This window comes from Paenibacillus sp. V4I5, from assembly GCF_030817255.1.
Lineage (GTDB): Bacteria > Bacillota > Bacilli > Paenibacillales > NBRC-103111 > Paenibacillus_E.
The window spans coordinates 1,580,996-1,607,490 of the sequence record NZ_JAUSZB010000002.1 but is presented as its reverse complement, the minus strand read 5'-3'; the positions used below and the strand labels follow the sequence as shown (position 1 = coordinate 1,607,490).

Here is a 26,495-nt window from a genome sequence, read left to right as displayed (position 1 = left end):
ATTATACTATCTTTAAAGCGAATGGTAGTTATTGTTTTGTTTGAAACAGAGTAGAAGCTTACAATACTGCTTTGTGACTTATAAATTATTTTTTGTTGGTTGTAATTAGAGGAGGGTAATCCCATGTCAGATGAAGTAAAAGTTGAAGATCAAACGCAAGAAGTACAAGAAACACAAGAAACAGCCGTATCGCAAGCAGAAGCTGAGCACGCGCTTAACAACGTTGCTGTGCTGAAGAAAGGCGCTACCGTTAAAGGCAAAATCGTTAAGGTAGACGCAGATCAAGCCTTCGTGGATATCGGTTACAAATACGATGGTGTTATCCCAGTTCGTGAACTTTCTACCGATGCAGAAGCAACACTGCTTGGACAAGAAGTTGAATTGAAAGTTGTTTCAATCAATGATGCGAAAGAAACATTGGTTCTTTCCAAACGTGTTGTTGACAACAGCAAAGTATGGGAGTCACTGCAAGGTCAGTTGGATAGCAAAGAAATCATTGAAGCTACTGTATCTGAAGTTGTAAAAGGCGGACTAGTTGTGGATATCGGCGTACGTGGATTCGTACCGGCTTCCATGGTTGAGCGTCAATTCGTTGAAGATTTCTCTTCTTACAAAGGCCGCACATTGCGTCTTCGTGTAAAAGAAATCGACCGCGAGAAAAACAAAGTGATCCTGTCTCAAAAAGATGTTCTAGATGAAGAATTCGAAGCTAACAAAAAGAAAATCATCGAAGGCCTTCAAGTGGGTCAAGTACTAGAGGGTACTGTTCAACGCTTGACTCAATTCGGTGCGTTTATTGATATCGGTGGCATCGACGGTCTTGTGCATATCTCTGAGCTAGCTTGGCACCATGTAGAACAAGCATCCGATGTAGTCAAAGAAGGCGACAAAGTGAAGGTGCAAATCCTTAAGCTTGATCCTTCCAACGATAAAATCAGCTTGAGCATCAAAGCAACTCAAGAAGGCCCTTGGTCCAATGTTGAACGTGAGTTCAAAGCTGGCGATATCGTAACAGGTACAGTAAAACGTCTTGCAGCTTTCGGCGCATTCGTTGAAGTGGCTCCTGGTGTTGAAGGACTTGTGCATATTTCCCAAATTGCTCACCGTCACATCGGTACTCCGCATGAAGTATTGAAAGAAGGCCAAGAAGTTCAAGTGAAAATCTTAGAAATCAATACGGCTGAGAAACGCGTTAGCTTAAGCATTAAAGATACAGAGGAAGCTCCAGAAGCTCCGGCTGGTGCAGCGGCTCCATCTGCTTCTAAACCAGACAGAGAAAGACAACCAAGAGGCGATCGTGACCGCGGAAACAGCGCAAGTCACCAAAAAGAGATTGCTGGTAATGAGAACGTGTCCTTGAGCAATCAAGGTCTGTCCATGACACTTGGCGAGCGTTTTGGCGATAAACTTTCCAAATTCAAAAAGTAAATGATACGACGTTTAGGGGGACCATAAGAATGCGCATCTCACGCAAAATGGAGCATGTCCATTACGCGCTGGAGCTTGGCCAATCTCGGCAGCAAGGGCTGTCGGATATCAAGCTTGTGCATAACTGTCTACCTGAGACTTCGACGGATCAAATAGCATTAACTACGGAAATCGGCGATCTCATTATGAGTTCGCCGATTTTAATTAATGCCATGACGGGCGGCGCTCAGGAGACGGAAAGCATTAATCGCGAATTGGCCATATTGGCAAGGGAAAAGGGCATGGCAATGGCCGTTGGTTCCCAGATGTCAGCAATTAAAAACAGTGAAGTTGCCTCGAGCTATCAAGTCGTTCGCCGCGAAAATCCCAAAGGGATCGTGTTCGCGAATTTGGGCAGCGAGGCAACCACCGAACAAGCGATCCGCGCCATCGATATGATTGAAGCGAATGCGCTTCAAATTCATTTGAATGTTATGCAGGAGCTCATTATGCCGGAAGGAGATCGCAGCTTTGTGGGCATGTTGGGCCGCATTGAGGCTATTGTTCGGCAAGTACAGGTACCCGTCATTGTGAAGGAAGTTGGCTTTGGAATCCTGAAGGATAACGCCAAGCAGCTGCAGGACATCGGCGTCCGCTTTTTGGATGTCGGCGGCTCTGGCGGCACGAATTTTGCTGCCATTGAGAATGCCAGACGTTCAGCGGCTTTGGAGTGGTTGAACGATTGGGGTACTCCAACCAGCATCGCTTTGTTAGAGGCACTCTCGGTTTATCCGCGAGGCGGGGTTATTGCCTCTGGCGGTATTACGAACGCTTTGGAAGCTGCCAAAGCGTTAACCCTTGGTGCTTCAGCGGTAGGCATGGCTGGCGCATTCTTGAGGGTTTTGCGCAGCGAGGGAGTCGATGCGCTGCATCATTTTGCTGATGAGCTTCATCAAGGTCTTATTCTTATTATGACAGCGCTAGGCGCTAATACGATTCAGGCATTGGGAAATTGTCCAGTTGTTATTATGGGCGAAACGGCAGAATGGTGCCGGGCTAGAGGTATTCACTTAACTTCATATGCAGAAAGAGCCAGTCGGAGTAAATAATTGAAATATTGCCATACTAAAGATCAGGCAGTGCTTCCCTCGTCAAGTTGGAGTGGAAGCCCTGAAGATCCGCAGGCAGGTTGGTGGCATTTTGTCACTTGATCGTCTTGCATGGTAGGGTGGTCCGATTATGAACTCCGGTTATTTGTCTTTAATTCTCCTTTGTATCACGTTGATCTTATTCGCTAGTGGATGGAAAGAACTGTACATCAGAAGTATATCGCACAAGGGCATGCTTCTTTTTTTTGTCTCGTGGATTGTCTTTTCCAGGATAACCGTAACAATCCAGCATGTTCAAGTGGGGCTCGTTTATGTCTGGGTTCTGCTCATCGTTCTGGGTATTCTCTATAAGACAAAAGGATTCATACATAAGCTTCATTTACTTTCCATCGGCCTCTTATTAGGTTCCCTTCATTTCTTGTTGCAGCAGCTGCTTGAGATGGACCCCATACTTATCATTCGTAACTCGGAATGGGATACGGCTTTATTACTTGCCGTTGTAGCTCTCGTTTTACAGCGCAGTGCATGGGAGCAGATCGCAGCACTATCGATTGGCTACTTACTAGGAGATATGTATCAAGCGGGAATTCATCCAGTAGATGGCTACCATCATGTCGGTAAGGCGACTTTTCAAGACCAATGGTGGCTATCTGTTTTTGCGGCAAGGACGATGACCATCATCCTTCAATCCGCTTATAACGGCTGCCGAAGTCTCATTCGCAGCTGGATGGACCGAAGAGGAGGCTGGAAGAAGTAATGGATTGGTTCTATTCGCACCGTTATACGATAGGTATCATCGTGGGGGTTATTTTTGGCATTCTGGCACGTCTGAATATGCTAAGAACGGACTACAGGCAATATCCGACTTATCCTCATGGTAAGATTATTCATATTTCCCTTGGTGTTATCGCAGCAGGACTAGGTGCCGTGGCTGTCCCTGCTTTACTGGACAAAAATTATACGGCCGTCACCTTCTTATCGCTAGCCGCTCAACAGTTTCGCGATGTGCGCAATATGGAAAGACAAAGTCTATCCAAGGTTGATGAATTAGAGTTAGTTCCAAGAGGAGCGGCATATATTGAAGGGATAGCGATGGTGTTCGAGGGAAGAAATTATCTTGTTATTTTCTCTGCATTTCTTGCTTCTTTTTTCAGTATCTTGTTTGCATGGTATTGGGGGATCCTTGCAGGGGTTTTGTCCATCTGGATTGCTAACTTTTTTAAATCAGGTAACAAACTTGCGAAAATTGCAGACATCGAACCTGTCGATATTCGTATGGATGGACCGGATCTGTTCGTCGGCTCAGTTTATATGATGAACGTTGGACTCGCAGACAGCCGTGACAAAATACTTGAACACGGGCTAGGATTCTTAATTAAACCCAAAAATCGCAATGCCCGCGTAACGTTAGCTCATTTAGGCCAAAGACAAGCTATTCTTCATGATATTTCAACCTTGTTTGGTGCTTACCGAGATGAAGGAGAGCCTTCATTGCGTCCGATGGCTAAGCTGGATATGAATTCAGGCACATTAGCCATACTGCTCCTCCTGCAGGAGAAAGATGTAGAGAAAACGTATATTGCTCTTCATCGGGTGCCCGTGTTGGAAAGTGCTGTTCGTATGCCATCTGAAGCGGGTGTAAACAAAAAGAAGGAGGCCTAAATCAGGATGTCGAAAATCCTTGCGATTGTAACCTTGACGAAGGAACGAATAGGTGGAGGGGCTCCAATCTTCGTTGTGGATAAGGAAGATGAGCTTCAAAAGGTTTCTTTCTCTCTAGAAAAGATATTGGATGCTAATGCTCACGATTTGAAAAATGGCACGATGATTTTGGTCAAGCATACCTGAAATAGCTGGTGTGCCCGCATGTTTTCTTATGGAGTCTCAAATGAGATTAGCCAAGTTGTGTCTTTTTTGTTATGATGTAAGTTGCGTATTTTTCCATGGCTGATCATGGAATTCGAAGGAGTGAATGAGTAGTGGCTAGACCTGTACTTGCAATTGTTGGCCGACCAAATGTCGGCAAGTCCACCATTTTCAATCGGATCGTAGGCGATCGTCTTGCGATTGTGGAAGATAAACCAGGTGTTACACGTGATCGATTATATGGCGTAGGAGAATGGCTCAATACCGCATTCAGTGTCATTGATACAGGCGGTATTGAAATTGAAGGGGAGGATGCAATCCTCAAATCTGTTCGTATTCAAGCGGAGCTTGCCATTGAAGAAGCAGATGTCATTATTTTCATGGTGGATGCCAAAGCCGGTGTAACACCTTCGGATGAAGAAGTTGCTCAATTGCTATTCCGCTCCAAAAAGCCAATCGTACTTGCTGTTAATAAAGTAGATAACCTCGCGCGACAAGATGATATTTATGAATTTTACTCTCTGGGGTTTGGTGATCCAATCGGAATCTCGGGCTCTCACGGTATCGGAATCGGGGATTTGCTTGAGGCTGTGTGTGCACTTTTCCCTGACAAAAAAGAGGATGAATACGGCGAGGAAGTCGTGAAATTTGCCTTGATCGGTCGCCCGAATGTCGGTAAATCTTCGATGACAAATGCCATTCTGGGAGAAGAGCGGGTCATCGTTAGTGAAGTAGCTGGTACGACGCGCGATGCGATCGATACGCCATTTGAAAGGGATGGACAGAAATTTGTCATAATTGATACAGCTGGTATGCGTAAAAGAGGCAAAGTATACGAAAATACAGAGAAATATAGTGTCATGCGGGCCATGAAGGCAATCGAACGTGCGGATGTTGTACTCGTCGTCATCGACGGACAAGATGGCATTATCGAACAGGACAAGCATATTGCCGGTTATGCGCATGAAGCAGGAAAAGCGATTGTCATTGTCGTAAATAAATGGGATATCGTGGATAAAGACGATAAGACGATGCAGCATTTTACACAAACTATTCGTGATCACTTCTTGTTTTTAAGCTATGCTCCAATTGCGTTTGTTTCAGCCAAAACGACACAGCGCTTGCACAAGCTGTTGCCTGTTATTGTTCAAGTTGCTGAGAATCATGCCTTACGGGTACAGACACATCTTCTTAATGACGTTGTTTCGGATGCAGTAGCCTACAACCCGCCTCCAACGGATAAAGGTAAACGCCTGCGTATTAACTATGTGACACAAGTTGCGGTTAAGCCTCCTGTCTTTGTGCTCTTCGTGAATGAGCCTGAGCTCATGCACTTTTCATATGAGCGGTACTTGGATAACAAGATTCGTGCTGCCTTCGGATTTGAAGGAACCCCGATTCGTATCTTAAGCCGCAGGAAATCATCGGACAAAGAATAGGAGATGTTGTGCATTGCTTTCGATAATAACAATTGTAGCGGGTTATTTATTAGGCTCCATAAGCTTTAGTTATTTATTCGGAAAATGGTTCAAAGGCATTGATATACGCAAACACGGGAGTGGCAATGCGGGGGCGACAAATACGCTCCGTGTTCTGGGTAAGGGACCTGCCATCTTAGTTCTCATGCTTGATGCCTTGAAGGGAGTTGCTGCCGTGTGGATTGGAACATGGGCAGCTCCCGGACCCGATGACATCTGGATTCGTGTATTAAGTGGATTAGCAGCCATCGTCGGACATAATTGGCCCGTTTACTTCGGCTTCCGAGGTGGTAAAGGTATCGCAACCACCATCGGCGTTATGGCCACGCTTTGCTTCATTCCAACGTTAATTGCTGGTTTAACAGCTATCGTCATCATTGCGGTCACCAGATTCGTATCGCTCGGCTCCCTTATTCTAACTGCACTTTTACCTTTTCTTATTTGGGGGATGGACCGACCGTTGCCAATTCTGTGGATTAGCATTTTGTTGTGTGCGTTTGCCTTTATGCGTCATCGTACGAATATTGTGAAGCTCATTCAGGGTAAAGAAAATAAGTTGGGTCAGAAAAGGGCTTAGCTAATCTCACGATGCAAGTTTTCTAAGAAAACTCTGTAATGCTTACGATGCCAGTTTTGCTAAAGCAAAACTCAGCAATGCTTACGAAGTAAGTTTTCTTCGAAATCTTTTAGGAGGGGTAACCTTGTCAAACAAAGTATCGGTCCTAGTAGCTGGAAGTTGGGGGACGGCACTTGCCTCGGTACTGGCGGATAATGGGAAGCAAGTGCTTTTATGGTCTCGTAATGAGGATCAGGTTATAGAAATAAATGAGAAGCATCGTAACAGCCGCTTTCTTCCAGATGTAGAGCTATCGCCGCTAATCGTAGCGACAAACTCGCTGCAGGAAGCGGTAGAGGATGCAGATGCGATTATTATGGTCGTACCTTCATCTGGCATGCGCGAAGTAGCGTCACGGATGCGTCCTTTCTTGAAGAAGGATACTGTAGTGGTTCATGCGACCAAAGGCTTTGAAACGGGCACGCTAAAGCGTATGACCGAGGTTCTTGCCGATGAGCTTCCAGAAATGGACGCGAAGCGGCTCGTCGTCCTTTCTGGTCCAAGTCATGCCGAGGAAGTTATTCGCAAGTGTCCGACGACTGTCGTAGTCGCCGCCCAAGACTTGGAAGCGGCTGAAGCCGCGCAGGATTTGCTGATTAATTCCTACTTCCGTGTCTATACGAATCCGGATGTTGCCGGTGTTGAGGTTGGAGGGGCACTTAAGAATATTATTGCGCTAGGCGCAGGTCTGACCGATGGCTTAGGCTTTGGTGATAATGCAAAGGCTGCTCTAATGACGAGAGGTTTAGCCGAGATTGCTCGACTAGGCACGGCAATGGGAGCCAACCCGCTTACATTTTCCGGCTTAGCAGGGATAGGCGATCTGATCGTGACTTGTACGAGTCAGCATAGCAGGAATTGGCGTGCCGGCAATAAATTAGCCAATGGTATCCCCCTGAACGAGGTTCTTGAAGAGATGGGGATGGTCGTAGAAGGCGTGAAGACAACGAAAGCTGCCTATGAGTTGTCCCGGAGATTTGACGTAACCATGCCGATTACAGATGAGTTACATAACGTTCTCTTCGAGGGGAAGTCGCCTCAGCTAGCTGCACAAGATTTGATGGGGCGCGTCAGAACCCATGAGATTGAAGAGGTAGCTGGCGGCTCAGCAACAAATGTATTGAAGTAGCCTACACCACATCCTATCCGCATTCATACTATACCTTAGAAGACCCAGTCATCCAAGGTATAGGGAGGCGGCACATTTGTCGAATAAGGATATCTCGAAAGACGTATTAAATGTGGTGAAAAAGAAAACGGGTAAATCCGTTACATCTAAAGATATTGAGAAGCTAGCCAGTGGTGTGAAACCTTCTACCCTGCAAAGTGAAGCTCAACTTCGCCAACTCATCAAACAAGTTTCTGGTTTAGTGAACGTGAAGGTATCAGAAGAAACCATCAATGATATCATTCAGGCAGTTAAAAGCAGTAAACTGGATTCCAACAATATGCAGCAATTAATGAACATGATGATGGGCAAGAAATAAAAAGCATGAAGGGGAGATCGTTCCCCTTTATGCTTTTTTTCTCATCCTATGCTATACTTACTGGTGATCAAGTTGAATGTTTCATACATAAGGAGTTAAGATTATGTCAAGTTTAGACAAAATGTGGGCATCATTCGTGGCGATCGGACTCATGGTAGTCGCGTCATTATTAATTTCTTACGCAAGAACTCGAACCAAAGGAGTTCTTCGTGTTGTGTTATCTGTGATTGCTTTTTTCCTATTTATCCCGATTTTACTTTACATGCTGCTATCTTTGTTTTAGCAACCTGGAGGCGAGATATCGATGTTAGAATTGAAAACACGCAAAACGCAGAAAACGATAGAGTCGGTTACCGGATTAACGATTCTGGACCACGCGCTCAAAGAAGATTTGGATTGGGGATTTTCATGTACACGGGGCACTTGCGCTAGATGCCGTTGTTATGTAGCTTCAGGCCGAGAACTGTTGTCATTGCCTTCGGATGAAGAAGAGAGTCGTTTGGAGCCTGAGGAGATCGAGCAGGGCTATCGATTAGCATGCCAGTGTGTAGTGAAGCAATCCGGCCATATTTCCGTTACGCATAAACCTTATTTCTAAAATTTTTGCCTGAAAGGTGTGGGCATCTTGGTCCTGCTGGAGCCGTTACTACCAACGATTATAACCATCCATACACATTTATTGCAAGTTCCAGACGTACGATGGCTCATCGGTGGAAGCTGCGGACTGCTTTTACAAAACGTAGATATTGGAAGAAGTCCAAGAGATCTGGATATCTATGTAGATGATAACGATGTAACTGCTGTACATGCTTCTTTATTAGATTATTCGGTGGATGTGCCGATTCATAGTAAAACCCCGATTTATGCTTCAATCCTTAGTCATTATTTGATCAATGGAAATGCTGTGGAAGTCGTAGGTGATTTCAGGGTTAATGCCCTGCATTCTTCTTACCAGGTGGAAGCTTCGTATCTTTGGGAAAATCATAGCCATTCGGTCACGATCGACGAGCATGAAGTTAGAATAATGCCGTTAGCCCATGAACTCCTCTTTAATTTACTTCGTAATCGTCCTGATCGCTTTGAGGCTATTGCGAAAACCATGAAAGCTTTTCCAGAACTGCATATGCAGGCGCTAAGCGATTTAATGCAAAGAAACCGATGGGGAAGCGAGTTTGAGCGGAAGCTGGAACGGTTGATAGATTCAAGCAAATAGCAGGGAGATAGCCTATCAGAAGGTGGACGCGATGAATGGATCAGAAGTACATTTTTGGCCCGATGACAAAAAAATAAGTGTTCGAACTGGAACGACCTTGCTCGATGCAGGGCGTAAAGCTAAGGTTCACATCCGTACCCGTTGCGGAGCCAAGGCGGCTTGCCTTATGTGTAAGGTAAAGGTTAGTGATCCTAGTGGTCTTGCACCTATGAATGTGAATGAACGGTTAAAGCTTGGGACCCAGGCTGACGAGGGCTTCCGACTTGCTTGTCAGGCCCGTGTAATTGGCTCTGTACAGGTAACGGTGCCAGAAGATCCTCTGAAGGCCGCCATACGTGCCCAACTTGCGAGGCAGGCCGAGGAAGACGATTTATTTTAGAAAAAAAGATAGGATGATTGTGTCGTGAAAATAGCTCGAAACCTTTTACAGGGTAGATGGATAGGGATCACTCTTTGTATAGTCCTGCTGCTCAGTGGCTGTGCTTATCCTAAGGAAATGCGTAAAGAGAATCAAATTAACCCGGCTGAGTTCATTACCGTAGTTCAGCAGGCCGTTGATCTCTACCACGAAAAGAACGGCGTTCTTCCGATCAAGAATAGTGATATGACAACGCCTCTCTATGAGAAATATGTGATCGATTTTGGCAAATTGAAAAAAAACAATCTGTTGAGCACCGTTCCGGCAAACGCGTTCGAAAGCGGCGGCATTTTTATCTACGTGCTGGTCGATGTGGAAACAAAGCCATTGGTTAAGTTGATGGATTTATCTGCTTATCAAAGTGTGGAGGATGTCCAGAAGAAGATCAATGATTATAAGGTGAAGCATGATGGTAACCTGCCTCCGGGCATTGCTATTAATGAAGCTTTTGATTATATTGATTTTGATAAGCTTGGCATGAAATCTCCCGAGATCAAGTCCGTTTACAATCGCAAAAATTTCATAACCTATTTGGTGAACAAGCAAACGGGTGATGTAGCGATTGATTATGCGATGGACATTATGCTGCTAATCCAAAGCAATTCGTTAGGTAGCTCTTTGAAGTCGGATCAGGATTTGCGAGAGATTCTCGTGAATAAATCTTATTTCGTACCAATACGCAGCTACCCGTATGTATGGCAAAACAATCAGCCTATGCCTCAGAATAAACAATAGACGCAACCTCTTACAGAAATCTGTAAGAGGTTTTTTTAGATTTTCAGAATAACCCATACAAGTCAATCATATATTTTTTCAATGTGGTGAGACTTTGATCTAGCGTCAAAGGTCCACTAAATATGGTTCTATAAGGAAAGCCGTATGTGCTTCATAAAATATGAGCGGCAAAAAAAAGATTATACGCATCTATCATATTTCTATCGAAAGTACATATATTTCTTACTAGTCCAAATGAATGTACGAGTAGTCAATTGTTACCGTCACAAGAGTCAGTTGACGACCAAACTGTAGGAGGGATTCTCTTGGAGAAAGTGGATATCTTTAAGGACATTGCAGAACGAACGGGAGGGGACATTTACCTGGGGGTTGTCGGAGCGGTCCGGACAGGAAAATCAACCTTTATTAAGCGTTTTGTGGAATCTGTAGTGCTTCCTAACATTCAAAGTGAAGCGGATAGGATCCGGGCTACCGATGAACTCCCGCAGAGCGCTGCTGGCCGCACGATTATGACAACGGAGCCAAAATTCGTACCGAATACGGCGGTCCAAATTTCGGTGGCCGAAGGGCTGAATGTGAATGTTCGCCTGGTTGATTGTGTAGGTTACGCAGTCGATGGCGCCAAAGGCTATGAAGACGAGAACGGACCGCGGATGATCAATACACCTTGGTTCGATGAACCGATTCCATTCCAGGAAGCAGCTGAAATTGGAACACGTAAGGTCATTCAGGAACATTCGACACTCGGTGTTGTTGTAACTACCGATGGTACGATTTCTGATATTCCGAGGTCTTCGTACGTGTTGGCAGAGGAAAGAGTCATTAATGAGCTGAAGGAAGTAGGCAAACCTTTCATTGTCATCATTAATTCGCAGAAACCGAACAGTGAACCTGCGCTTGAGCTGCGAAGCGAGCTGCAAAGCCGCTACGACGTCCCTGTTGTGACGATGAGTGTAGCGAGTGCAGGAGAAGAAGAAATGGTCTCTGTGCTGCGTGAAGTGCTCTACGAGTTCCCTGTTCATGAAGTGAACGTGAACTTGCCAAGCTGGGTGATGGTTCTGGACGAGAATCATTGGCTGCGGACTCAATTCGAAGCTTCCGTACGTGATACGGTTCAAGATATTAGACGTTTGCGCGACGTTGATCGTGTCGTCAGTCAATTCGCCGAATATGAGTTTATTGATAAAGCCGCTTTGGCTGGACTTAATATGGGGCAAGGTGTAGCGGAGATCGACCTGTTTGCGCCTGATGAATTATATGACCGCATTCTGGTCGAAGTTGTCGGGGTAGAAATTCGCGGCAAAGATCATCTGCTTCAGTTAATGCAGGATTTCACGCATGCAAAACGAGAATATGATCAATTCGCCGAAGCACTTGAAATGGTGAAAACGACAGGCTACGGCATAGCGCCTCCGACGCTCGCTGAGATGGCTTTGGATGAGCCGGAGTTAATCCGTCAAGGATCTAGGTTCGGTGTCCGTTTACGGGCTACAGCGCCGTCTATTCATATGATTCGTGTGGATGTAGAGTCGGAGTTCTCACCGATTATCGGTACGGAGAAGCAAAGTGAAGAACTTGTCCGCTATCTCATGCAGGATTTTGAAGATAATCCGCTTAAAATTTGGGAGTCCGATATATTCGGAAGATCGCTTCATTCGATCGTTCGTGAGGGGATTCAAGGGAAACTTGCCCAAATGCCGGACAATGCCCGTTATAAACTGCAAGAGACACTTGGCCGAATTATTAACGAAGGATCTGGCGGTTTAATTGCAATAATTTTGTAAATATGTAGACAAAAAACACTCAAAAGAGTGTTTTTTGTCGTTTAATAGCCAAAATACCCACATAAATTGGAAAGCGATACTTGAAATTGCTGTCGGAGTGTATTACTATAAATTTATTCGTCTGCTTTCGAAGTTCATTTTTACTAAGAAAATCAACGATTTTTCATTGGATAATGTATATTTTCTGAAGAAACGGTGAAAACAGGAAGTAACGGAAGTGAGAAATCTTGGGGGGAGGTGAATGGCATGAATAAATCTGAATTGATTAACAAGGTTGCTGAAACCTCTGAGCTTTCCAAGAAAGATGCAACTAAAGCAGTTGATGCTGTTTTTGATGCAATTTCCGAAGCGCTGCAAGGCGGAGATAAAGTACAACTAGTTGGATTCGGTAACTTTGAAGTTCGTGAACGTTCTGCTCGTAAAGGACGTAATCCACAGACTGGTGATGAGATCGAAATTCCAGCAAGCAAAATTCCAGCTTTCAAACCTGGTAAAGCACTTAAAGATGGCATTCAATAATCGCGTTTTACATACTATTGAACGTTATATAACAACAAAGCCGTGACCGCTAAAAGCTGTCGCGGCTTTCTTTATTGTTACTAGAAAATGCCTTTACAATTCCAAAATCTCCTACTATAATTACAAAAGTGAATAAGTAAAACTAAGCTACAAACGGGGTATGGCGCAGCCTGGTAGCGCGCACCCTTGGGGTGGGTGAGGTCGCACGTTCGAATCGTGTTACTCCGATTATGAAAAAGACATCGAAGGTCCGATGTCTTTTTCTCATGAAGAGGCTTGTTCCATGACAGATAGAACTTCTTAGAAGATTTAGGGGGAACGGCTTGAATAAGTTGAAACTGAACGCGCTCGTGAAATCGCAAGATTGGACGATGTTTGGCATTATCGCTTCTATTTACTTGGTTTGGCGCATCGGTACGGTCGGGAACTGGAGCAAGGAATGTTGGATCCTGCTGTTAATTTGTTTGCTAGGTGTCCGCAAAGACCAGGTTGATGTGGATTGGGAACGATTCTTCCTATTTGGTATTCCATTACTTGGCGTATTTTATTACTTCTACGGGACGGGAAATGGCTTCTGGTGGAAAGTCGCCAATTGGATGTTTGAGAATAACCGCCATCCGTGGCATTGGGATGATTATATGAACGCAATCCCGTTGAATACGGGCGGATGGGCGAGATGGGTTGCCTCTCCTTTTCTAGATAGAGCGATGGTATGGATTTATAATTACGGCTTTGTTTTATCTTTGTGGATCTGCATTGTGCGGAGCTTCTGGACACGTAGTATCAAAAAGATGCTCTCTTATGCATTATCGGGTCACATGCTGCAATTCCCACTTATTTTGCCCTTTTACAATTTAATTTTGTTACGCGAAGTCTGGTATGTTAATAAGCAGCCTGATTTATTACACCGAGTTTTTGCAGATGAAAACTCTTTACTGGTGGCTACAATGAACTGTTTTCCTAGTATGCATACATCTATCTCTTTTGCTATGCTTCTTCTCGCCCTACGAGAAAAGGACCGTATATTCAAAACGATGATGGTCACATACTGCGCGGCAATTATTTTCTCAACCCTTTACTTACAAATTCATTGGCTGATTGATGTATTCGCTGGAATGCTATTTGCTTACGGCACAGTCAAGCTAGCTGATTTTCTCATTCGTTTAGGATCCAAAAACATGCTGCCAACCACATTTAAGAAGTTTTACCAAAAAGGAACGAACGAAACATCCAATGAACTAACTGTTTAAGGCTGGTTGACTTTCCGATGCTTTTTTTGGCATGATGAAATATAGGATTGTAGTTTAGGGCAAGAACGGAGGATGGAAATGGAACAATCGAATAAATCGAATAATCCGAATACGAACGGCAATGAATATTTCGTTGTTAAAGCGAAGGATAATGGTGTACATGTCATCGGTCTAACTCGCGGTCAAGATACTCGCTTTCATCATACAGAAAAGCTGGACAAGGGCGAAGTTATGATTGCTCAGTTCACAGAGCATACATCGGCAGTAAAGGTTAGAGGCAAGGCGCTTATTATGACCAAGTACGGTACGATTGACACTGAAGAATAATTAATAATTGTTAAAGCAGGCATAGCCTGCTTTTTTTCTTTGTAGAATGGTGTATAGGGCTTGGAACTATCGTAAGCTGACTCAATTCGTTTTGTGCTTGCAAAGTGTGGGAGGTGCTTGTTCAATGAAGTGGTCGATGCGTATTGTGATGACATTAGGTCTATCTATTATTATGGTTGTTTGTTTATCTTTACTTCCAAAGATGGATCGATCCACGGGGTTAGGCTCGCCTTATAATTGGTCAAGCAATCGTGCAGGGGAGCTAACAGATAATAATATGGTAGATTTATTGGTGCAAGTCCCACTTCAGCTGCGGATTCGTAAGGTCGAGCTGAGCAACTCCCGCATGTCCCTTGATTTGAGCTTACCGAAAAACGCGGATTCAGCAGCCGTCTATCGAGATTTGTACACAATTGCACAAACGATGATCACGAAAACGAAAAATGTAAATCAAATATGGGTTCGTGTCATTGATTATTCGGGTGTTACAGATTTAACATCTACACAGCTTGTGCTGGCGATGGTTGCAGAGCGTGAATATGGGAAGGATATGGAGAAGAACGCGAATGAGCTCAGCCTTATTCAACTAGAGCAGCAATTACAAAACCGTTTTCGTATCACATACACCTCGAAATGGCAGCAGAGATATCCCTTATAATTAAATGTGCTTCTATGTACGTGTTATGATATAATGACTTGAATTGAGCATGTTTTGAACATAAATGATTTGGCACACGGTTACGGAGGCTTTTGCATGAATTCTTATCGGATCCCAGAGATCGCTAAGCAATACACAGAGTATGATATGATTCAAATTCACACAGACTTGCCCGATTTTCCGGAGCTTCGCACACGTCTGTTGTTTGCATTCTTGAACGGAAACAGTAAGTTTAGTTCTTCAAGCGAGTTGTATACGCTAGCTACGTCGCTTGTTCAACTAGCGCTCGATACCCATGATTTGGTTACAGCATCCAATGATGTCAAAGAGAAAAAAGCGGCAAGATCAAGGCAGCTAAAAGTTCTTGCAGGGGATTATTTCAGTTCCCGCTTTTATAATCTCCTTGCTCAGGCTGGCCAGATCGAGATGATTAAACAGTTGTCTAATGCAATCTGTGAAGTCAACCGGCTCAAGATGAACATTTACATGAAAATGAAGCAATTGAAATTGACGGCAGAAGATTACATCCACCTAACCGTGGAAATTAAATCTCAGCTGTTTTTGTCTTTCTCTGAATTTATGTCTGAGGTCTATGATCAAGCATGGCCTGATATTCTGAGAAGCTATGCCAAGTGTGAGGTTATATTTGAAGAAATTTTTCGCGTCGAATCTGCGGCGAATTTCAGAGACAGCTGGGGATTCTGGCACATTCTGCAGCATGGTACGAAAGAAGAACGGAAGCAGCTGCATGCGGAAGAGTCCGATCAAGCCAGACTTCGTACACTCATTCATAAATATAATATTACTTCGCAGCTTTATCAGATGCTGGACTCCCACACCAAGCAACTACAGTCCAAAGTGAAGCAGCTCGAATCGGATAAACTAATAAGTGAACTGTTTCACATTGGGGAGCCGTTTCTTCGATTCTCAGCAAAGCAGCCCAAAGTGCTAGAAGAAATTTGAGGTGACATCAAAGATGAATTCGACAAAAACAAATAGCAACACGAAAACAACTAAAGCCAAAGAAGAGTTCGTTCACTCTGTTTTTGAAAGTATTGCACCCAAGTATGATCTTATGAACAGTATCCTAAGCTTCCGTAGGCATAAAGCATGGCGCAAATTCACTATGAAGAAGATGAACGTGAAGCCTGGGGAGACAGCGATTGACCTGTGCTGTGGTACATGCGACTGGACGATCAGTCTTGCTCAGGCGAGTGGAACCGGTAAGATGGTTGGGCTGGATTTTAGCCAAAACATGCTGGATTATGGTGCAGAGAAAATCAAGCAGCTTCACTTGGATCAGCAGATTGAGCTAATTCAAGGTAATGCGATGAGTCTTCCGTTTGACGACAATACGTTTGATTACGCAACAATCGGATTTGCTCTTCGTAATGTTCCCGATTTGGAGCAGGTCATCCGTGAAATGCAGCGTGTCGTTAAGCCAGGAGGGCTAGTTGTGTCTTTAGAGCTCTCTAAGCCAACTTGGCAGCCATTCAAGTCCATTTATTATTTTTATTTTCAACGCGTACTGCCTTTTTTGGGCAAGCTAATTGTAAAGAAGTACGAGCAGTACAAGTGGCTGCCGGAATCTTTAATCCATTTTCCGGATCATAAACAGTTGGCTGCTATTTTTACGAACCAAGGATTGGAACATGTACAGGCGCACCCATTAACAGGTGGGGTTGCAGCTTTGCATATGGGTACCAAGGGGAAAACGAAATCAGGAGTGTAGTCAGCATATGTTTACTAAATTGAAAATATTTTTGGAAATGATTAAATTTGAGCACAGTGTGTTTGCATTGCCATTTGCTTTCATGGGAGCAATTCTAGGCTCAGTCGTATTAAATGGACATTTGCCTAGCTGGGCCCAGATCGGTTGGATAACACTAGCTATGGTTGGAGCGAGAACAGCAGCGATGGCTTTGAATCGTGTGATTGATAAAGCCATTGATAAAAGAAATCCAAGGACGGAGAATCGAGCCATACCCGCGGGGCTTATCTCCATTCAGCAGGTCATTATTTATATTCTAGTTTCGTTTGCAATGCTTTTCTGGGCAACCTCTAATTTAAGCTCTTTATCCATGAAACTGCTGCCTATTGCAGTGTTTTTTCTTGTCTTTTACTCTTACACTAAAAGATTTACATGGACTTGCCACTTTGTCTTAGGTTTGACATTAGGATTAGCTCCTCTTGGGGGCTGGGTTGCTGTAACCGGTCAATTTACATGGTCTTCTATTATTTTTTATTTGACGGTAGTATGTTGGAGCGCAGGTTTCGATCTGATTTATGCCTGTCAAGATGCCGAGTTTGATCGGAATGAAGGTCTGCATTCCTTACCAAGTCGATTCGGGATCAAAACTGCCTTGAATACGGCTCGTGTCCTGCATATTCTCACAGCCGTTGGTTTAGTCACTTTGTTTTTCATGACACATTTGAGTTGGTTCTATTTAATTGGCCTCGTTATCGCTTATATTATTTTGTATAAAGAACATCGACTTGTTTCACCGCAAGACTTGTCCAAATTAAATACAGCGTTTTTCACAATGAACGGTGTATTGAGCTTAGTGATGTTCGTCTTCACGTTACTTGATGTACTAGTGAGTCAGCATTCATGAGCGGTAACTGGGTAGTAGGAATCACCGGAGCAAGTGGTGCTATCTATGGCGTACGGCTCTGCCAAGTCATGCTGGATCAAGGTTTAAGTGTACACCTAATCGTTACGGATGCTGGCTGGAGAGTGCTTCATGATGAATTAGATTGGAACGTAAGCAAACGCCAAGAAATGCTGCAGGAACATTTTGGCGGACGTGCAGGTTCCTTCAACTATCATCCAATTGCTGATATTGGGGCAACCGTTGCCAGTGGATCTTTTCGGACCAAGGGGATGGTTGTTATTCCTTGCTCAATGGGAACTTTATCAGGGATTGCTCATGGTTCATCAGATAATTTAATGGAGCGAACAGCGGATGTGATGCTCAAAGAAGGAAGAAAATTAATCCTAGTTCCAAGGGAAACGCCATTACACGCCATACATTTAGAGAATATGTTAACCTTGTCGAGAATGGGCGTACGCATGCTTCCTGCGATGCCGGCCTTTTATAATCGTCCGCGCTCAATCGATGAGATGGTCGATTTTTTGGTGGGGAAAGTGCTGGATAGCATGGACATTGAACATTCCTTGTACCGAAGATGGGGAGATAACAATGAGCAACCTAGACCCTAAAATACGAATTGGCCGGATTAATTATACAAACGTTTGGCCGATCTACTATTACTTTCCCGAACTTATGAATAGCTCAGAGGTTGACATTATTGAACAAGTCCCAACCTCACTTAATCAAGAAATGGCTGCTGGGAACATCGATATGGGGCCTATTTCTTCCTTTGCTTACGGAGAATCCTTTGAAAATTACGTGCTCTACCCGGATCTTTCAGTTAGCGCCTATGGAGAAGTGAATTCCATTCTGTTGTTCCATGAAAAGCCGTTACGCGAAATTGCGAATGGTCATATTGTGTTGCCCACTACCTCGGCTACGTCGGTGAATTTACTCAAAATCATTCTCCAAAAATTCTATAATGGGAATCCAACTTATGAATATGCGAAACCCAATTTAGAAAAGATGATGGAAAAAGCAGACGGGGCTTTATTGATCGGAGACGATGCAATTAAAGAGAGTTGGCGCAATAAAGCGTATATGATTACGGATCTTGGGCAAGAATGGGCCAAATGGACAGGACAGTGGATGTCATTTGCCGTATGGGCGATTCGTAAAGAGACAACCCAGAAGTATCCGGAATTAGTTGCCACTGCTTTTGAAGCCTTCATGGCTAGTAAAGCCAAGGCCCACCAAAATCCGGAAGAGATGATACACGAAGCACAAAGTACGGTTGGTGGGACATCTCCATATTGGCAACATTACTTTCATACGCTATGTTATGATTTTGCATCGGAACAATGGGAAGGTCTTGCTACGTATTACAAGTACTGTTATGAGCTTGGTTTCCTGCCGAAGCCGGTAAGCATTGGGTTATGGTCAGAGAAAAAGAACGCACGGGTGACGGAATGAAAAATTTAATGGAAATCTATACAAGAAAGAAAAAAGATATAGCTGCAATTGAAAAAGAACTTGAGGAAAGCGTGTACACAGATCATGCGATGCTTCGAGAAACGTCTATGCACTTACTGAAAGCGGGTGGGAAGCGGATCCGCCCCGTCTTTGTTCTGCTTTCAGGCGAGTTTGGGAGCTATCAGCTCCAAACAATAAAGCATGTCGCAGTACCGCTCGAGCTCATTCATATGGCATCGCTTGTTCATGATGATGTGATTGACGATGCAAACACAAGACGCGGACAATTGACGGTCCGATCCAAATGGGATAATCGGATTGCTATGTTCACGGGGGATTATATTTTTGCCAAAGCATTAGGAGTCATAACTCAAATTCATAAGCCTGCAGTCCATCAAATTATGTCTAAAGCTATCGTGGAGATGTCGATTGGGGAAATGGAACAAATTCGTTTCTTTTTCCACTCAGAGCAAACAACTCGAGATTACTTATTAAGAATTAGACGTAAAACAGCACTGCTAATTGCCATTTCATGCCAACTGGGGGCGATGGCGGCAGAAGCACCTGACTGGATAAGCAATAAGTTGTATGCTTTTGGCTATAACGTAGGTATGGCGTTTCAAATACGGGATGATATTCTTGATTTAATTGGTACGGAAAAGCAAATCGGTAAACCGCCGGGCAGTGATGTCAAACAAGGAAACATAACGTTACCTGTTCTGCTCGCTATGCAAGATCCATCCTTGAAGCCGCTCATCTTATCGGAACTAGACCGTATACATAAGCTGGATGGACAAACCGATGTCAGTCGATTCTTGGATATAATCCGTAATAGTGAAGGCATAGATAAAGCAGATTTACTTTCTCAGAAGTATATTGATAAGGCTATAGCTTCTCTGGATAAACTGCCAAATGTGCAAGCCAAGAAAGATCTCATTGAAATTGCCCATTTTATCGGAAATCGTTCTTATTAATGTATTGTACTTCGATTTGAGAAAAGCTGCCAAAAAGTGTAAACTAGTGGAGAATACATAGATTGTACCTGAGTAAGTTTATGCAAAAGTCTTACTATAAGGAGGAAGTCCTTACATGGAAAAAACATTCTTGATGGTTAAACCGGATGGCGTACAACGCGGCCTTGTAGGCGAGATTGTAAAACGCTTTGAACAGAAGGGCTTTCAATTAATCGGCAGCAAGCTAACTGTTATTTCGAGGGAGCAAGCCGAACTTCACTATGCAGAGCATAAAGGTAAAGATTTTTTCGAAAGACTTGTGACGTTTATTACGTCCGGGCCTGTATTTGCGATGGTATGGCAAGGAGATCAAGTCATTCCATTATCCCGCACGATGATTGGGAAAACGAATACTCTTGAAGCGTCACCGGGAACAATACGTGGTGACTTTGCCGTACATACGCATTTAAATCTCATTCATGGTTCGGATTCACCTGAAAGCGCTGAGCGTGAAATTAGCAATTTCTTTAATTCGGACGAGCTTTTTGAATACAATAAAGTCATTCAACAATGGATCTAGTTCACAAAAATCAAAGAACCTGACATCTTAACGGATGCGGGTTCTTTTTTTGTCGTATTATAAAGGATTTTGGTATTTGCTTACAGAATGTATGTTACTAGAAATTGACCAAGGTGGGTGGACAGCATGGAAGATCAAGATTTTTTGTTATTTATTAAAAAAGTAAAAGAATACACGTCCATTGATCTTGCTCTTTATAAAGAAGCGCAAATGAAAAGACGTTTAACAACTCTACGGATGAAGCGTGGTTATAATACGTTCGTCGCTTTTTTTGATGCGATGATGAAGGATAAAGAATTATTCTATGAATTTTTGGATCGTATGACGATTAATGTCTCTGAGTTTTGGAGGAATCCAAATCGTTGGGAGCTCGTTGAGCAGAAATTTGTACCCGAGATGTTGAAGAAAAATAGACGCTTAAAAGTATGGAGTGCAGCTTGTTCAACGGGAGAAGAGCCTTATACGCTAGCGATGATTTTGGCAGAACAGGGAGCGCTTAATGAAGCTCATTTACATGCGACGGATATTGATGATGGCGCCTTGGAAAAAGCACGTAAAGCGATCTACCTCGATCGATCTTTGCGAGATGTTCCCGAAAAGTATGCGAAGAAATATTTCCGACAAGAACAAATGATGTATCATATTACAGACGATCTGAAAAAATCCATTAAATTTCAAAAGCAAAACCTGCTTGTCGATACATTTGATACGGGATATGATCTCATCGTTTGCCGCAATGTGATCATTTATTTTACGGAAGAAGCAAAACATGTCTTGTACCAGAAATTTTCTAAAGCGTTGAAACCAGGTGGATTGTTATTCGTTGGTTCTACAGAGCAAATTTTCTCCCCAGGACAATATGATCTGGAACCAGCAGATACTTTCTTTTATCGCAAAAAGGGTGTATAAGATCTTCCATAAATTCCAATACTAAGATGTAGCAGAAACTTATGCTTATGAGGCAAGTTTTCACGCTACGGAACGCTTACGATGCAAGTTATTGCTAAGGCAATAACTCTTAGGAGGCAATTATGGACAAACGCAAAGTGATTACCGCTTATCGTAGGGGAATGATCTCCATTCAGGAATGTGCGCAGATTTTGGGAGTCGATTCGTCACAAATCGTGGGTCTCATGAATGACCCACAGCTCTCCGAACTCCCAAGAGTCGTCCAAAAGCAGCCTATGCACGGGTAATCTTTGCTCATGACTAGATGTAGACACGCTCTCGCTAAGGGGATTCTCCCTTACGTGCGAAGCGTGTTTTTGCGTTTGTGCTGTTGCCAAACCCGAGTACCTATACTATAATGACAAAAGATAATCGCGCGTCAAAGCGCTAAAGTGTTTTAATAAAAGCAACCCTTCAAAAGCGGATGCTTATGAAGTTAGTATTGCTAAGCAATGCTTTATAGTTAATACTTACGAAGTTAGTATGATTTCGTAATACTCAAAAGTGTATGCTTACGAAGCTAGTGATGCTTCGCAAAACTCATAGGGGGTAACAGATTGTGAGATATTTAACAGCAGGTGAAACGCACGGCCCACAACTCACTGCGATAATTGAAGGGTTTCCAAGTAATGTAACTCTAAACTTTGAAGATTTGAACTTCCAATTACATAGACGTCAAAAAGGCTATGGCCGCGGTCGTCGGATGCAGATTGAGAAAGATACAGCGACCATTGCAGGCGGTGTGCGCCACGGCAAGACAACAGGAGCTCCAATCGCGCTTGTTGTTGTTAATAACGACTGGAAGCATTGGACAACGGTCATGGGGATTGAGCCGGTTGAAGAGGATAATGAAGGCAAGCGTCGTGTTAACCGCCCTCGTCCGGGACATGCGGATTTAAACGGCGGACTCAAATATAATCAAAAAGATTTACGCAACATTCTAGAGCGTTCAAGTGCGCGTGAAACAACGATGCGTGTAGCTACAGGCGCTGTAGCACGCCAATTGTTGGCTGAATTCGGCATTAAAGTAGCAGGACAAGTCATCCGTATCGGTGAGGTTGAAGCAAAGCGTCAAGAGCTTCCACTGGATGAGCTAATTCGAATCACAGAAGAATCACCGGTACGTGTGGTTGATAAAGAGGCTGAAGCTCAAATGATCGCCGCGATTGATGCAGCCAAAGAAGACGGGGATACACTTGGTGGAATCGTTGAAGTTATTATTGAAGGCGTGCCTGTAGGTCTTGGAAGCCATGTGCAATGGGATCGTAAGCTGGATGGTAAAATTGCACAAGCGGTTCTCTCCATTCAAGCCTTCAAAGGTGTTGAATTCGGAATTGGCTTCGAAGCTGCTGAGCGCAGAGGCTCTAATGTTCATGATGAAATTTTATACACAAAAGAAGATGGCTTTAGTCGCAGAACGAATCGCGCTGGGGGATTCGAGGGCGGTATGACAACGGGCGAGCAAATCATCGTGCGTGGTGTAATGAAACCAATTTCGACACTATACAAACCGCTGCAAAGCGTTGATATTGATACGAAGGAAGTATTCACGGCTCAAGTTGAGCGTTCGGACACTTGTGCAGTTCCGGCTGCAGGCGTGATTATGGAGAACGTGATTGCTTGGGAAGTAGCGAATGCTTTCTTGGATAAATTCGGCGGCGACTCCATCGAGGAGATTCGTGCGAACTTAAACAACTTCTTAGCCCAAGTGGAGAGTTACTAATATGAGAGAGCTCACAGTAGAGCTTGGAGAACGGTCTTATCCTATTTATATCGGCCAAGGCATTCTTAATGATATATCAGAGCTGTTTGACCGCGCGAAGCTTAGCCGCAAGTCGCCTTTACTCGTAGTCACCGATGACGCGGTGGCTTCGCTGCACCTGGAGCGCGTCATGACGCTGCTCCGTGAGGGCGGCTTCGCCGCCACGGCCTGCGTCGTGCCCGCAGGCGAAACCTCCAAATCCCTCGCGCAGCTCGAGGGAATTGTCACCGCCGCCCTCCAGGCGGGCCTCGATCGCAGTTCCGCGATCGTAGCCCTTGGAGGAGGCGTGGTCGGTGATCTCGCCGGCTTCGCTGCGGCGAGCTTCATGCGCGGGATCCGCTTCGCGCAGATCCCGACTACGATCCTTGCCCATGACAGTTCCGTCGGCGGCAAGGTCGCGGTCAACCATCCGATGGCGAAGAACATCATCGGGGCGTTCCACCAGCCCGAGCTCGTTCTCTTTGACATCGATTTGCTTCTAACATTGCCGCCCCGCCAAGTGAAGGCGGGCCTCTCGGAAGTGATCAAGCACGGCTTGATCTGGGACGCTGCATTCACGCAGTGGTGCGACGACAATGCGGAGAAGCTGCTGGCCTTAGATCCAGAAGCGCTCAGTTATGCGCTTTACATAGGCTGTAAAGTCAAGTCCATCGTTGTATCCCAAGATGAGCGCGAGAATGATTTACGTGCCATCTTGAATCTTGGCCATACGATTGGTCATGCCTTGGAAGCAGTCGCCGGTTATGGTGAACTGCTGCATGGTGAAGCGATTGCAATCGGCATGGTAGGGGCTGCTAAGTTAGCCCAGCAGTTCGGTTATGCCAAGGACATCCATACGGTGACGAAGGGGTTATTCGTGAAATACGGATTGCCTGTCAGCATTCCGTCACATTTGGATACGGATAGCATCATGAGCGCGATGATGCACGATAAGAAATTCAAAGAAGGCACAATGGTCTACATCATCCCGACGGAAATCGGCAAAGTAGAAATCCGTAAGGATGTTACGGTAGAACAAGTCAGACAAATTGTTGAGCTTTTAAAAGGGGAGAGTTAGCCGATGTTCTTAAGGGGAATTCGTGGAGCGACGACGGTTGAACACAATGAGGCTCAGGAGATTTTAACCGCTACGGGTGAATTGCTCGCTGCAATTGTAGAGGCGAATGATTTTCGTCCTGAAGATATTTGTTCCGTTTTCATTACTGTAACAGAGGATATTACGGCTACATTCCCAGCTCGGGCGATCCGCACGATGATCGGTTGGGAACTAGTCCCGCTAATGTGTTCACTGGAAGTTCCGGTCGAGAACTCATTGCCTAAGTGTATCCGATTAATGGTGCAGGTGAACACAACCAAAAGCCAAGCAGAGATCAATCATATTTACTTGAAGGAAGCTAAGGCACTGCGGCCTGATATTGTTAAATTGACAAATGAAGCAACACGGTAGTATAGTGTGATTAGATGAGTTTAGGTAAGTAGAGAAGCATTTAGTCGAGTAGAGCTTAGTCCAGTTGAGTTGAGTTGAGAAAAGGTAACATAGGTTTGTATGCAGATAAGTGCGACTCTATTCGAGGGCGTCTGTTTGTTCATACATAGCCATGGCTTCTTTTTTCATATTCTTCTTGATCTTCTACTTTAACTAAAGTCAACCTCTACTCCGGTAGAGGTTTTTTTGTTATTCGAATAGAGTTTTGAGCACCACTGAGATCGACGAGTCGCTCACAAGCTGAGAGGGGATGTTTCCATGTATACACCTGAAATTCAAGAAGTTATTCGTTTGGCTAAAGATTACAATCTCATTCCTGTTGTGCGTCATTTATTAGCAGATACTGAAACCCCGATACGTGTATTTCAACATCTTTACCAAGAACCGCGTGCGTTCCTCCTAGAAAGTGTTGAGGGCGGCGTGAAATGGGCCCGATATTCCTTTATCGGCAGCGATCCCTTCTTGATGATTAAAGCGAAGCATGGGAAAACCATGGTTGAAACACAATCCGAGAATAAGGTTTTGGACGAGAAGCCAATCGATGTGTTGAAAGCCTATCTGAGATCCTACTCCAGTCCTCAGCTTGCGGACTTGCCGCGTTTTACAGGCGGTGCCGTCGGATTCTTCGGATACGATCTGCTTCAGTACTATGAGAATCTCCCAGCTCATCAAATTGATGATTTACAAATGAATGACATTCAATTCATGTTCTGTGATCAAGTCATTGTTTTCGATCATTTCAAACAGCAGATCAAAGTGATTGCCAATGTGCACGTACAACCTTTTGCAACGGATGCTGACATTGTAAAAGCGTATCATGCGACTTGTGAGAAAATCGATGCCACAATCGAGAAGATCAAGCGCCCGCTTGGCTCCGAGACGATGACTCACAATCCGATTGTATCGGAACCGGATCTCGGCGATATTCGATCCAACATCACGAAAGAAAAGTATATTGCCAACGTGAATAAAGCGAAGGAATACATTCGAGCTGGTGATATTTTCCAAGTTGTGTTGTCACAGCGTTTTGAAATGGAAACGACCGTCTCGCCTTTGCAAGTGTATCGAGTACTGCGTACGATGAATCCTTCTCCTTATATGTACGTGCTCAAAATGGATGATGAAGTCGTCGTTGGCACCTCGCCGGAGCTGTTGGTTCGCGTTGAAGAAGAGAAGGTAGAGACACGACCAATTGCTGGTACAAGACCTAGAGGGAAGACGCCAGAGGAAGATCTTGCACTGGAAAAAGAATTGCTCGCAGATGAGAAAGAACGCGCTGAACATTTGATGTTGGTTGACTTAGGTCGCAACGACATCGGGCGTGTATCGGAATTCGGAACGGTGAAGTGCGATACATTCATGGACATTGAACGGTATTCACACGTCATGCATATCGTTTCTAACGTTTCTGGTAAAATTGCAAAAGACAAAGATTTCTTCGATGCTTTTCTTTCCTGTATGCCTGCAGGGACGGTGTCTGGAGCGCCGAAGCTGAGAGCTATGGAGATTATTGCTGAGCTGGAGCCAGAATCCCGCGGTGCTTATGCCGGAGCAATTGGTTACCTAGGATTTTCGGGGAATTTGGACACTTGTATTACAATCCGTACGATTATCTTCAAAAATGGCAAAGCCTATGTGCAAGCCGGAGCCGGTATTGTATGGGATTCAGTTCCTGAAAGTGAATACCAAGAAACGGTTAATAAAGCGACAGCTTTGCTTAAATCAATTCGGATGGCAGAGGCCATGTTCAGCCCTGAGCCTAGACCAGTTAGTGATATTAACAAAGATTATTTTGTTAACTCTTAAGGGAGAGAAGGAGAGGAGACTCAAGT

General features: G+C 44.3%; 32 protein-coding genes and 1 tRNA gene. All 33 read left to right on the top strand.

Annotated features, from left to right (window positions below):
• The first annotated feature begins 123 nt into the window (after positions 1 to 123).
• Positions 124 to 1,428 (top strand): 30S ribosomal protein S1, encoded by a 1,305-nt coding sequence (gene rpsA, locus QFZ78_RS09375; RefSeq protein WP_307546956.1) that lies wholly within the window; start codon positions 124 to 126, stop codon positions 1,426 to 1,428.
• 29 nt (positions 1,429 to 1,457) lie between these two features.
• A complete protein-coding gene (gene fni / locus QFZ78_RS09370; protein ID WP_307546954.1) occupies positions 1,458 to 2,516 on the top strand; it encodes a type 2 isopentenyl-diphosphate Delta-isomerase in 1,059 nt (352 codons plus the stop codon).
• A gap of 130 nt (positions 2,517 to 2,646) precedes the next feature.
• The gene (locus tag QFZ78_RS09365) at positions 2,647 to 3,273 is read left to right on the top strand and encodes a YphA family membrane protein (protein WP_307546952.1); all 627 of its coding nucleotides are present in this window, start codon (positions 2,647 to 2,649) and stop codon (positions 3,271 to 3,273) included.
• On the top strand, positions 3,273 to 4,178 hold the full coding sequence (locus QFZ78_RS09360) for a YIEGIA family protein (RefSeq protein WP_307546950.1): 906 nt from the start codon (positions 3,273 to 3,275) through the stop codon (positions 4,176 to 4,178). Before QFZ78_RS09365 ends, QFZ78_RS09360 begins: the two co-directional genes overlap by 1 nt.
• Positions 4,179 to 4,184: 6 nt before the next feature.
• Positions 4,185 to 4,364, top strand: a complete 180-nt coding sequence (locus QFZ78_RS09355; protein WP_307546948.1) for a capping complex subunit for YIEGIA — start codon at positions 4,185 to 4,187, stop codon at positions 4,362 to 4,364.
• A gap of 131 nt (positions 4,365 to 4,495) precedes the next feature.
• On the top strand, positions 4,496 to 5,821 hold the full coding sequence (gene der, locus QFZ78_RS09350) for a ribosome biogenesis GTPase Der (RefSeq protein WP_307546946.1): 1,326 nt from the start codon (positions 4,496 to 4,498) through the stop codon (positions 5,819 to 5,821).
• 13 nt (positions 5,822 to 5,834) lie between these two features.
• Positions 5,835 to 6,437 (top strand): glycerol-3-phosphate 1-O-acyltransferase PlsY, encoded by a 603-nt coding sequence (plsY, locus tag QFZ78_RS09345; RefSeq protein ID WP_307546944.1) that lies wholly within the window; start codon positions 5,835 to 5,837, stop codon positions 6,435 to 6,437.
• 124 nt (positions 6,438 to 6,561) lie between these two features.
• Positions 6,562 to 7,605, top strand: a complete 1,044-nt coding sequence (locus QFZ78_RS09340) for an NAD(P)H-dependent glycerol-3-phosphate dehydrogenase (protein WP_307546942.1) — start codon at positions 6,562 to 6,564, stop codon at positions 7,603 to 7,605.
• A gap of 76 nt (positions 7,606 to 7,681) precedes the next feature.
• The gene (locus QFZ78_RS09335) at positions 7,682 to 7,963 is read left to right on the top strand and encodes a stage VI sporulation protein F (RefSeq protein ID WP_307546940.1); all 282 of its coding nucleotides are present in this window, start codon (positions 7,682 to 7,684) and stop codon (positions 7,961 to 7,963) included.
• 103 nt (positions 7,964 to 8,066) lie between these two features.
• Positions 8,067 to 8,246, top strand: a complete 180-nt coding sequence (locus QFZ78_RS09330) for a DUF2768 family protein (RefSeq protein ID WP_307546938.1) — start codon at positions 8,067 to 8,069, stop codon at positions 8,244 to 8,246.
• Between the two features lie 21 nt (positions 8,247 to 8,267).
• Entirely contained in the window at positions 8,268 to 8,561 is a 294-nt protein-coding gene (locus QFZ78_RS09325) for a 2Fe-2S iron-sulfur cluster-binding protein (RefSeq protein ID WP_307546936.1), read from the top strand.
• Positions 8,562 to 8,588: 27 nt separating this feature from the next.
• Entirely contained in the window at positions 8,589 to 9,176 is a 588-nt protein-coding gene (locus QFZ78_RS09320) for a nucleotidyltransferase family protein (RefSeq protein ID WP_307546934.1), read from the top strand.
• A gap of 31 nt (positions 9,177 to 9,207) precedes the next feature.
• Positions 9,208 to 9,555: a 2Fe-2S iron-sulfur cluster-binding protein gene (locus QFZ78_RS09315; RefSeq protein ID WP_307546932.1), complete on the top strand. Its 348-nt coding sequence runs from the start codon at positions 9,208 to 9,210 to the stop codon at positions 9,553 to 9,555.
• A gap of 24 nt (positions 9,556 to 9,579) precedes the next feature.
• Positions 9,580 to 10,329: a hypothetical protein gene (locus QFZ78_RS09310; RefSeq protein ID WP_307546930.1), complete on the top strand. Its 750-nt coding sequence runs from the start codon at positions 9,580 to 9,582 to the stop codon at positions 10,327 to 10,329.
• Positions 10,330 to 10,634: 305 nt separating this feature from the next.
• Positions 10,635 to 12,113, top strand: coding sequence for a stage IV sporulation protein A (spoIVA, locus tag QFZ78_RS09305; protein ID WP_056614411.1), 1,479 nt, complete (start codon positions 10,635 to 10,637; stop codon positions 12,111 to 12,113).
• Between the two features lie 246 nt (positions 12,114 to 12,359).
• On the top strand, positions 12,360 to 12,632 hold the full coding sequence (locus QFZ78_RS09300; RefSeq protein ID WP_029193008.1) for an HU family DNA-binding protein: 273 nt from the start codon (positions 12,360 to 12,362) through the stop codon (positions 12,630 to 12,632).
• A 154-nt stretch (positions 12,633 to 12,786) separates the two neighbouring features.
• Positions 12,787 to 12,860 (top strand) — tRNA-Pro (locus tag QFZ78_RS09295).
• 95 nt (positions 12,861 to 12,955) lie between these two features.
• Positions 12,956 to 13,882 carry a phosphatase PAP2 family protein gene (locus QFZ78_RS09290; protein ID WP_307546924.1) on the top strand — a complete coding sequence of 309 codons (927 nt, stop codon included), beginning with the start codon at positions 12,956 to 12,958 and terminating at the stop codon, positions 13,880 to 13,882.
• 78 nt (positions 13,883 to 13,960) lie between these two features.
• The gene (gene mtrB / locus QFZ78_RS09285; protein ID WP_171643390.1) at positions 13,961 to 14,209 is read left to right on the top strand and encodes a trp RNA-binding attenuation protein MtrB; all 249 of its coding nucleotides are present in this window, start codon (positions 13,961 to 13,963) and stop codon (positions 14,207 to 14,209) included.
• Positions 14,210 to 14,333: 124 nt separating this feature from the next.
• Positions 14,334 to 14,867, top strand: a complete 534-nt coding sequence (locus tag QFZ78_RS09280) for a hypothetical protein (RefSeq protein WP_307546923.1) — start codon at positions 14,334 to 14,336, stop codon at positions 14,865 to 14,867.
• A gap of 96 nt (positions 14,868 to 14,963) precedes the next feature.
• Complete coding sequence (locus QFZ78_RS09275) at positions 14,964 to 15,830, top strand: heptaprenyl diphosphate synthase component 1 (RefSeq protein WP_307546921.1); 867 nt, start codon at positions 14,964 to 14,966, stop codon at positions 15,828 to 15,830.
• Positions 15,831 to 15,843: 13 nt separating this feature from the next.
• Positions 15,844 to 16,599, top strand: a complete 756-nt coding sequence (locus QFZ78_RS09270; RefSeq protein WP_307546919.1) for a demethylmenaquinone methyltransferase — start codon at positions 15,844 to 15,846, stop codon at positions 16,597 to 16,599.
• 7 nt (positions 16,600 to 16,606) lie between these two features.
• Positions 16,607 to 17,482, top strand: a complete 876-nt coding sequence (locus QFZ78_RS09265) for a UbiA-like polyprenyltransferase (RefSeq protein WP_307546917.1) — start codon at positions 16,607 to 16,609, stop codon at positions 17,480 to 17,482.
• Positions 17,479 to 18,090 (top strand): UbiX family flavin prenyltransferase, encoded by a 612-nt coding sequence (locus QFZ78_RS09260; protein ID WP_307546916.1) that lies wholly within the window; start codon positions 17,479 to 17,481, stop codon positions 18,088 to 18,090. The genes QFZ78_RS09265 and QFZ78_RS09260 overlap by 4 nt, the downstream gene beginning before the upstream one ends.
• The gene (locus QFZ78_RS09255) at positions 18,071 to 18,934 is read left to right on the top strand and encodes a menaquinone biosynthetic enzyme MqnA/MqnD family protein (protein ID WP_307546915.1); all 864 of its coding nucleotides are present in this window, start codon (positions 18,071 to 18,073) and stop codon (positions 18,932 to 18,934) included. The genes QFZ78_RS09260 and QFZ78_RS09255 overlap by 20 nt, the downstream gene beginning before the upstream one ends.
• Complete coding sequence (locus QFZ78_RS09250) at positions 18,931 to 19,908, top strand: polyprenyl synthetase family protein (RefSeq protein ID WP_307546914.1); 978 nt, start codon at positions 18,931 to 18,933, stop codon at positions 19,906 to 19,908. Before QFZ78_RS09255 ends, QFZ78_RS09250 begins: the two co-directional genes overlap by 4 nt.
• Before the next feature lie 115 nt (positions 19,909 to 20,023).
• Positions 20,024 to 20,467, top strand: a complete 444-nt coding sequence (gene ndk / locus QFZ78_RS09245; protein WP_307546912.1) for a nucleoside-diphosphate kinase — start codon at positions 20,024 to 20,026, stop codon at positions 20,465 to 20,467.
• A 126-nt stretch (positions 20,468 to 20,593) separates the two neighbouring features.
• Complete coding sequence (locus tag QFZ78_RS09240; RefSeq protein ID WP_307546910.1) at positions 20,594 to 21,376, top strand: CheR family methyltransferase; 783 nt, start codon at positions 20,594 to 20,596, stop codon at positions 21,374 to 21,376.
• A gap of 122 nt (positions 21,377 to 21,498) precedes the next feature.
• The gene (locus QFZ78_RS09235; protein WP_164826741.1) at positions 21,499 to 21,663 is read left to right on the top strand and encodes a hypothetical protein; all 165 of its coding nucleotides are present in this window, start codon (positions 21,499 to 21,501) and stop codon (positions 21,661 to 21,663) included.
• 311 nt (positions 21,664 to 21,974) lie between these two features.
• Entirely contained in the window at positions 21,975 to 23,138 is a 1,164-nt protein-coding gene (gene aroC / locus QFZ78_RS09230; RefSeq protein WP_307546908.1) for a chorismate synthase, read from the top strand.
• Between the two features lies 1 nt (position 23,139).
• The gene (gene aroB, locus QFZ78_RS09225) at positions 23,140 to 24,234 is read left to right on the top strand and encodes a 3-dehydroquinate synthase (RefSeq protein ID WP_307546906.1); all 1,095 of its coding nucleotides are present in this window, start codon (positions 23,140 to 23,142) and stop codon (positions 24,232 to 24,234) included.
• A gap of 3 nt (positions 24,235 to 24,237) precedes the next feature.
• A complete protein-coding gene (aroH, locus tag QFZ78_RS09220) occupies positions 24,238 to 24,624 on the top strand; it encodes a chorismate mutase (protein WP_047674202.1) in 387 nt (128 codons plus the stop codon).
• A gap of 297 nt (positions 24,625 to 24,921) precedes the next feature.
• On the top strand, positions 24,922 to 26,469 hold the full coding sequence (gene trpE / locus QFZ78_RS09215; RefSeq protein ID WP_307546904.1) for an anthranilate synthase component I: 1,548 nt from the start codon (positions 24,922 to 24,924) through the stop codon (positions 26,467 to 26,469).
• Positions 26,470 to 26,495 lie beyond the last annotated feature (26 nt).

Bases quoted from the DNA above. Each gene is read 5' to 3' on its own strand.
- QFZ78_RS09265 (WP_307546917.1), top strand. From the start codon at position 16,607: ATGTTTACTAAATTGAAAATATTTTTGGAAATGATTAAATTTGAGCAC.
- QFZ78_RS09325 (WP_307546936.1), top strand. From the start codon at position 8,268: ATGTTAGAATTGAAAACACGCAAAACGCAGAAAACGATAGAGTCGGTT.
- ndk (WP_307546912.1), top strand. From the start codon at position 20,024: ATGGAAAAAACATTCTTGATGGTTAAACCGGATGGCGTACAACGCGGC.
- QFZ78_RS09240 (WP_307546910.1), top strand. From the start codon at position 20,594: ATGGAAGATCAAGATTTTTTGTTATTTATTAAAAAAGTAAAAGAATAC.
- QFZ78_RS09260 (WP_307546916.1), top strand. From the start codon at position 17,479: ATGAGCGGTAACTGGGTAGTAGGAATCACCGGAGCAAGTGGTGCTATC.
- QFZ78_RS09255 (WP_307546915.1), top strand. From the start codon at position 18,071: ATGAGCAACCTAGACCCTAAAATACGAATTGGCCGGATTAATTATACA.
- QFZ78_RS09360 (WP_307546950.1), top strand. From the start codon at position 3,273: ATGGATTGGTTCTATTCGCACCGTTATACGATAGGTATCATCGTGGGG.
- QFZ78_RS09250 (WP_307546914.1), top strand. From the start codon at position 18,931: ATGAAAAATTTAATGGAAATCTATACAAGAAAGAAAAAAGATATAGCT.
- QFZ78_RS09235 (WP_164826741.1), top strand. From the start codon at position 21,499: ATGGACAAACGCAAAGTGATTACCGCTTATCGTAGGGGAATGATCTCC.
- fni (WP_307546954.1), top strand. From the start codon at position 1,458: ATGCGCATCTCACGCAAAATGGAGCATGTCCATTACGCGCTGGAGCTT.
- QFZ78_RS09300 (WP_029193008.1), top strand. From the start codon at position 12,360: ATGAATAAATCTGAATTGATTAACAAGGTTGCTGAAACCTCTGAGCTT.
- trpE (WP_307546904.1), top strand. From the start codon at position 24,922: ATGTATACACCTGAAATTCAAGAAGTTATTCGTTTGGCTAAAGATTAC.
- QFZ78_RS09365 (WP_307546952.1), top strand. From the start codon at position 2,647: ATGAACTCCGGTTATTTGTCTTTAATTCTCCTTTGTATCACGTTGATC.
- QFZ78_RS09330 (WP_307546938.1), top strand. From the start codon at position 8,067: ATGTCAAGTTTAGACAAAATGTGGGCATCATTCGTGGCGATCGGACTC.
- mtrB (WP_171643390.1), top strand. From the start codon at position 13,961: ATGGAACAATCGAATAAATCGAATAATCCGAATACGAACGGCAATGAA.
- QFZ78_RS09270 (WP_307546919.1), top strand. From the start codon at position 15,844: ATGAATTCGACAAAAACAAATAGCAACACGAAAACAACTAAAGCCAAA.
- QFZ78_RS09355 (WP_307546948.1), top strand. From the start codon at position 4,185: ATGTCGAAAATCCTTGCGATTGTAACCTTGACGAAGGAACGAATAGGT.
- aroB (WP_307546906.1), top strand. From the start codon at position 23,140: ATGAGAGAGCTCACAGTAGAGCTTGGAGAACGGTCTTATCCTATTTAT.
- QFZ78_RS09315 (WP_307546932.1), top strand. From the start codon at position 9,208: ATGAATGGATCAGAAGTACATTTTTGGCCCGATGACAAAAAAATAAGT.
- aroH (WP_047674202.1), top strand. From the start codon at position 24,238: ATGTTCTTAAGGGGAATTCGTGGAGCGACGACGGTTGAACACAATGAG.
- rpsA (WP_307546956.1), top strand. From the start codon at position 124: ATGTCAGATGAAGTAAAAGTTGAAGATCAAACGCAAGAAGTACAAGAA.
- QFZ78_RS09280 (WP_307546923.1), top strand. From the start codon at position 14,334: ATGAAGTGGTCGATGCGTATTGTGATGACATTAGGTCTATCTATTATT.
- QFZ78_RS09275 (WP_307546921.1), top strand. From the start codon at position 14,964: ATGAATTCTTATCGGATCCCAGAGATCGCTAAGCAATACACAGAGTAT.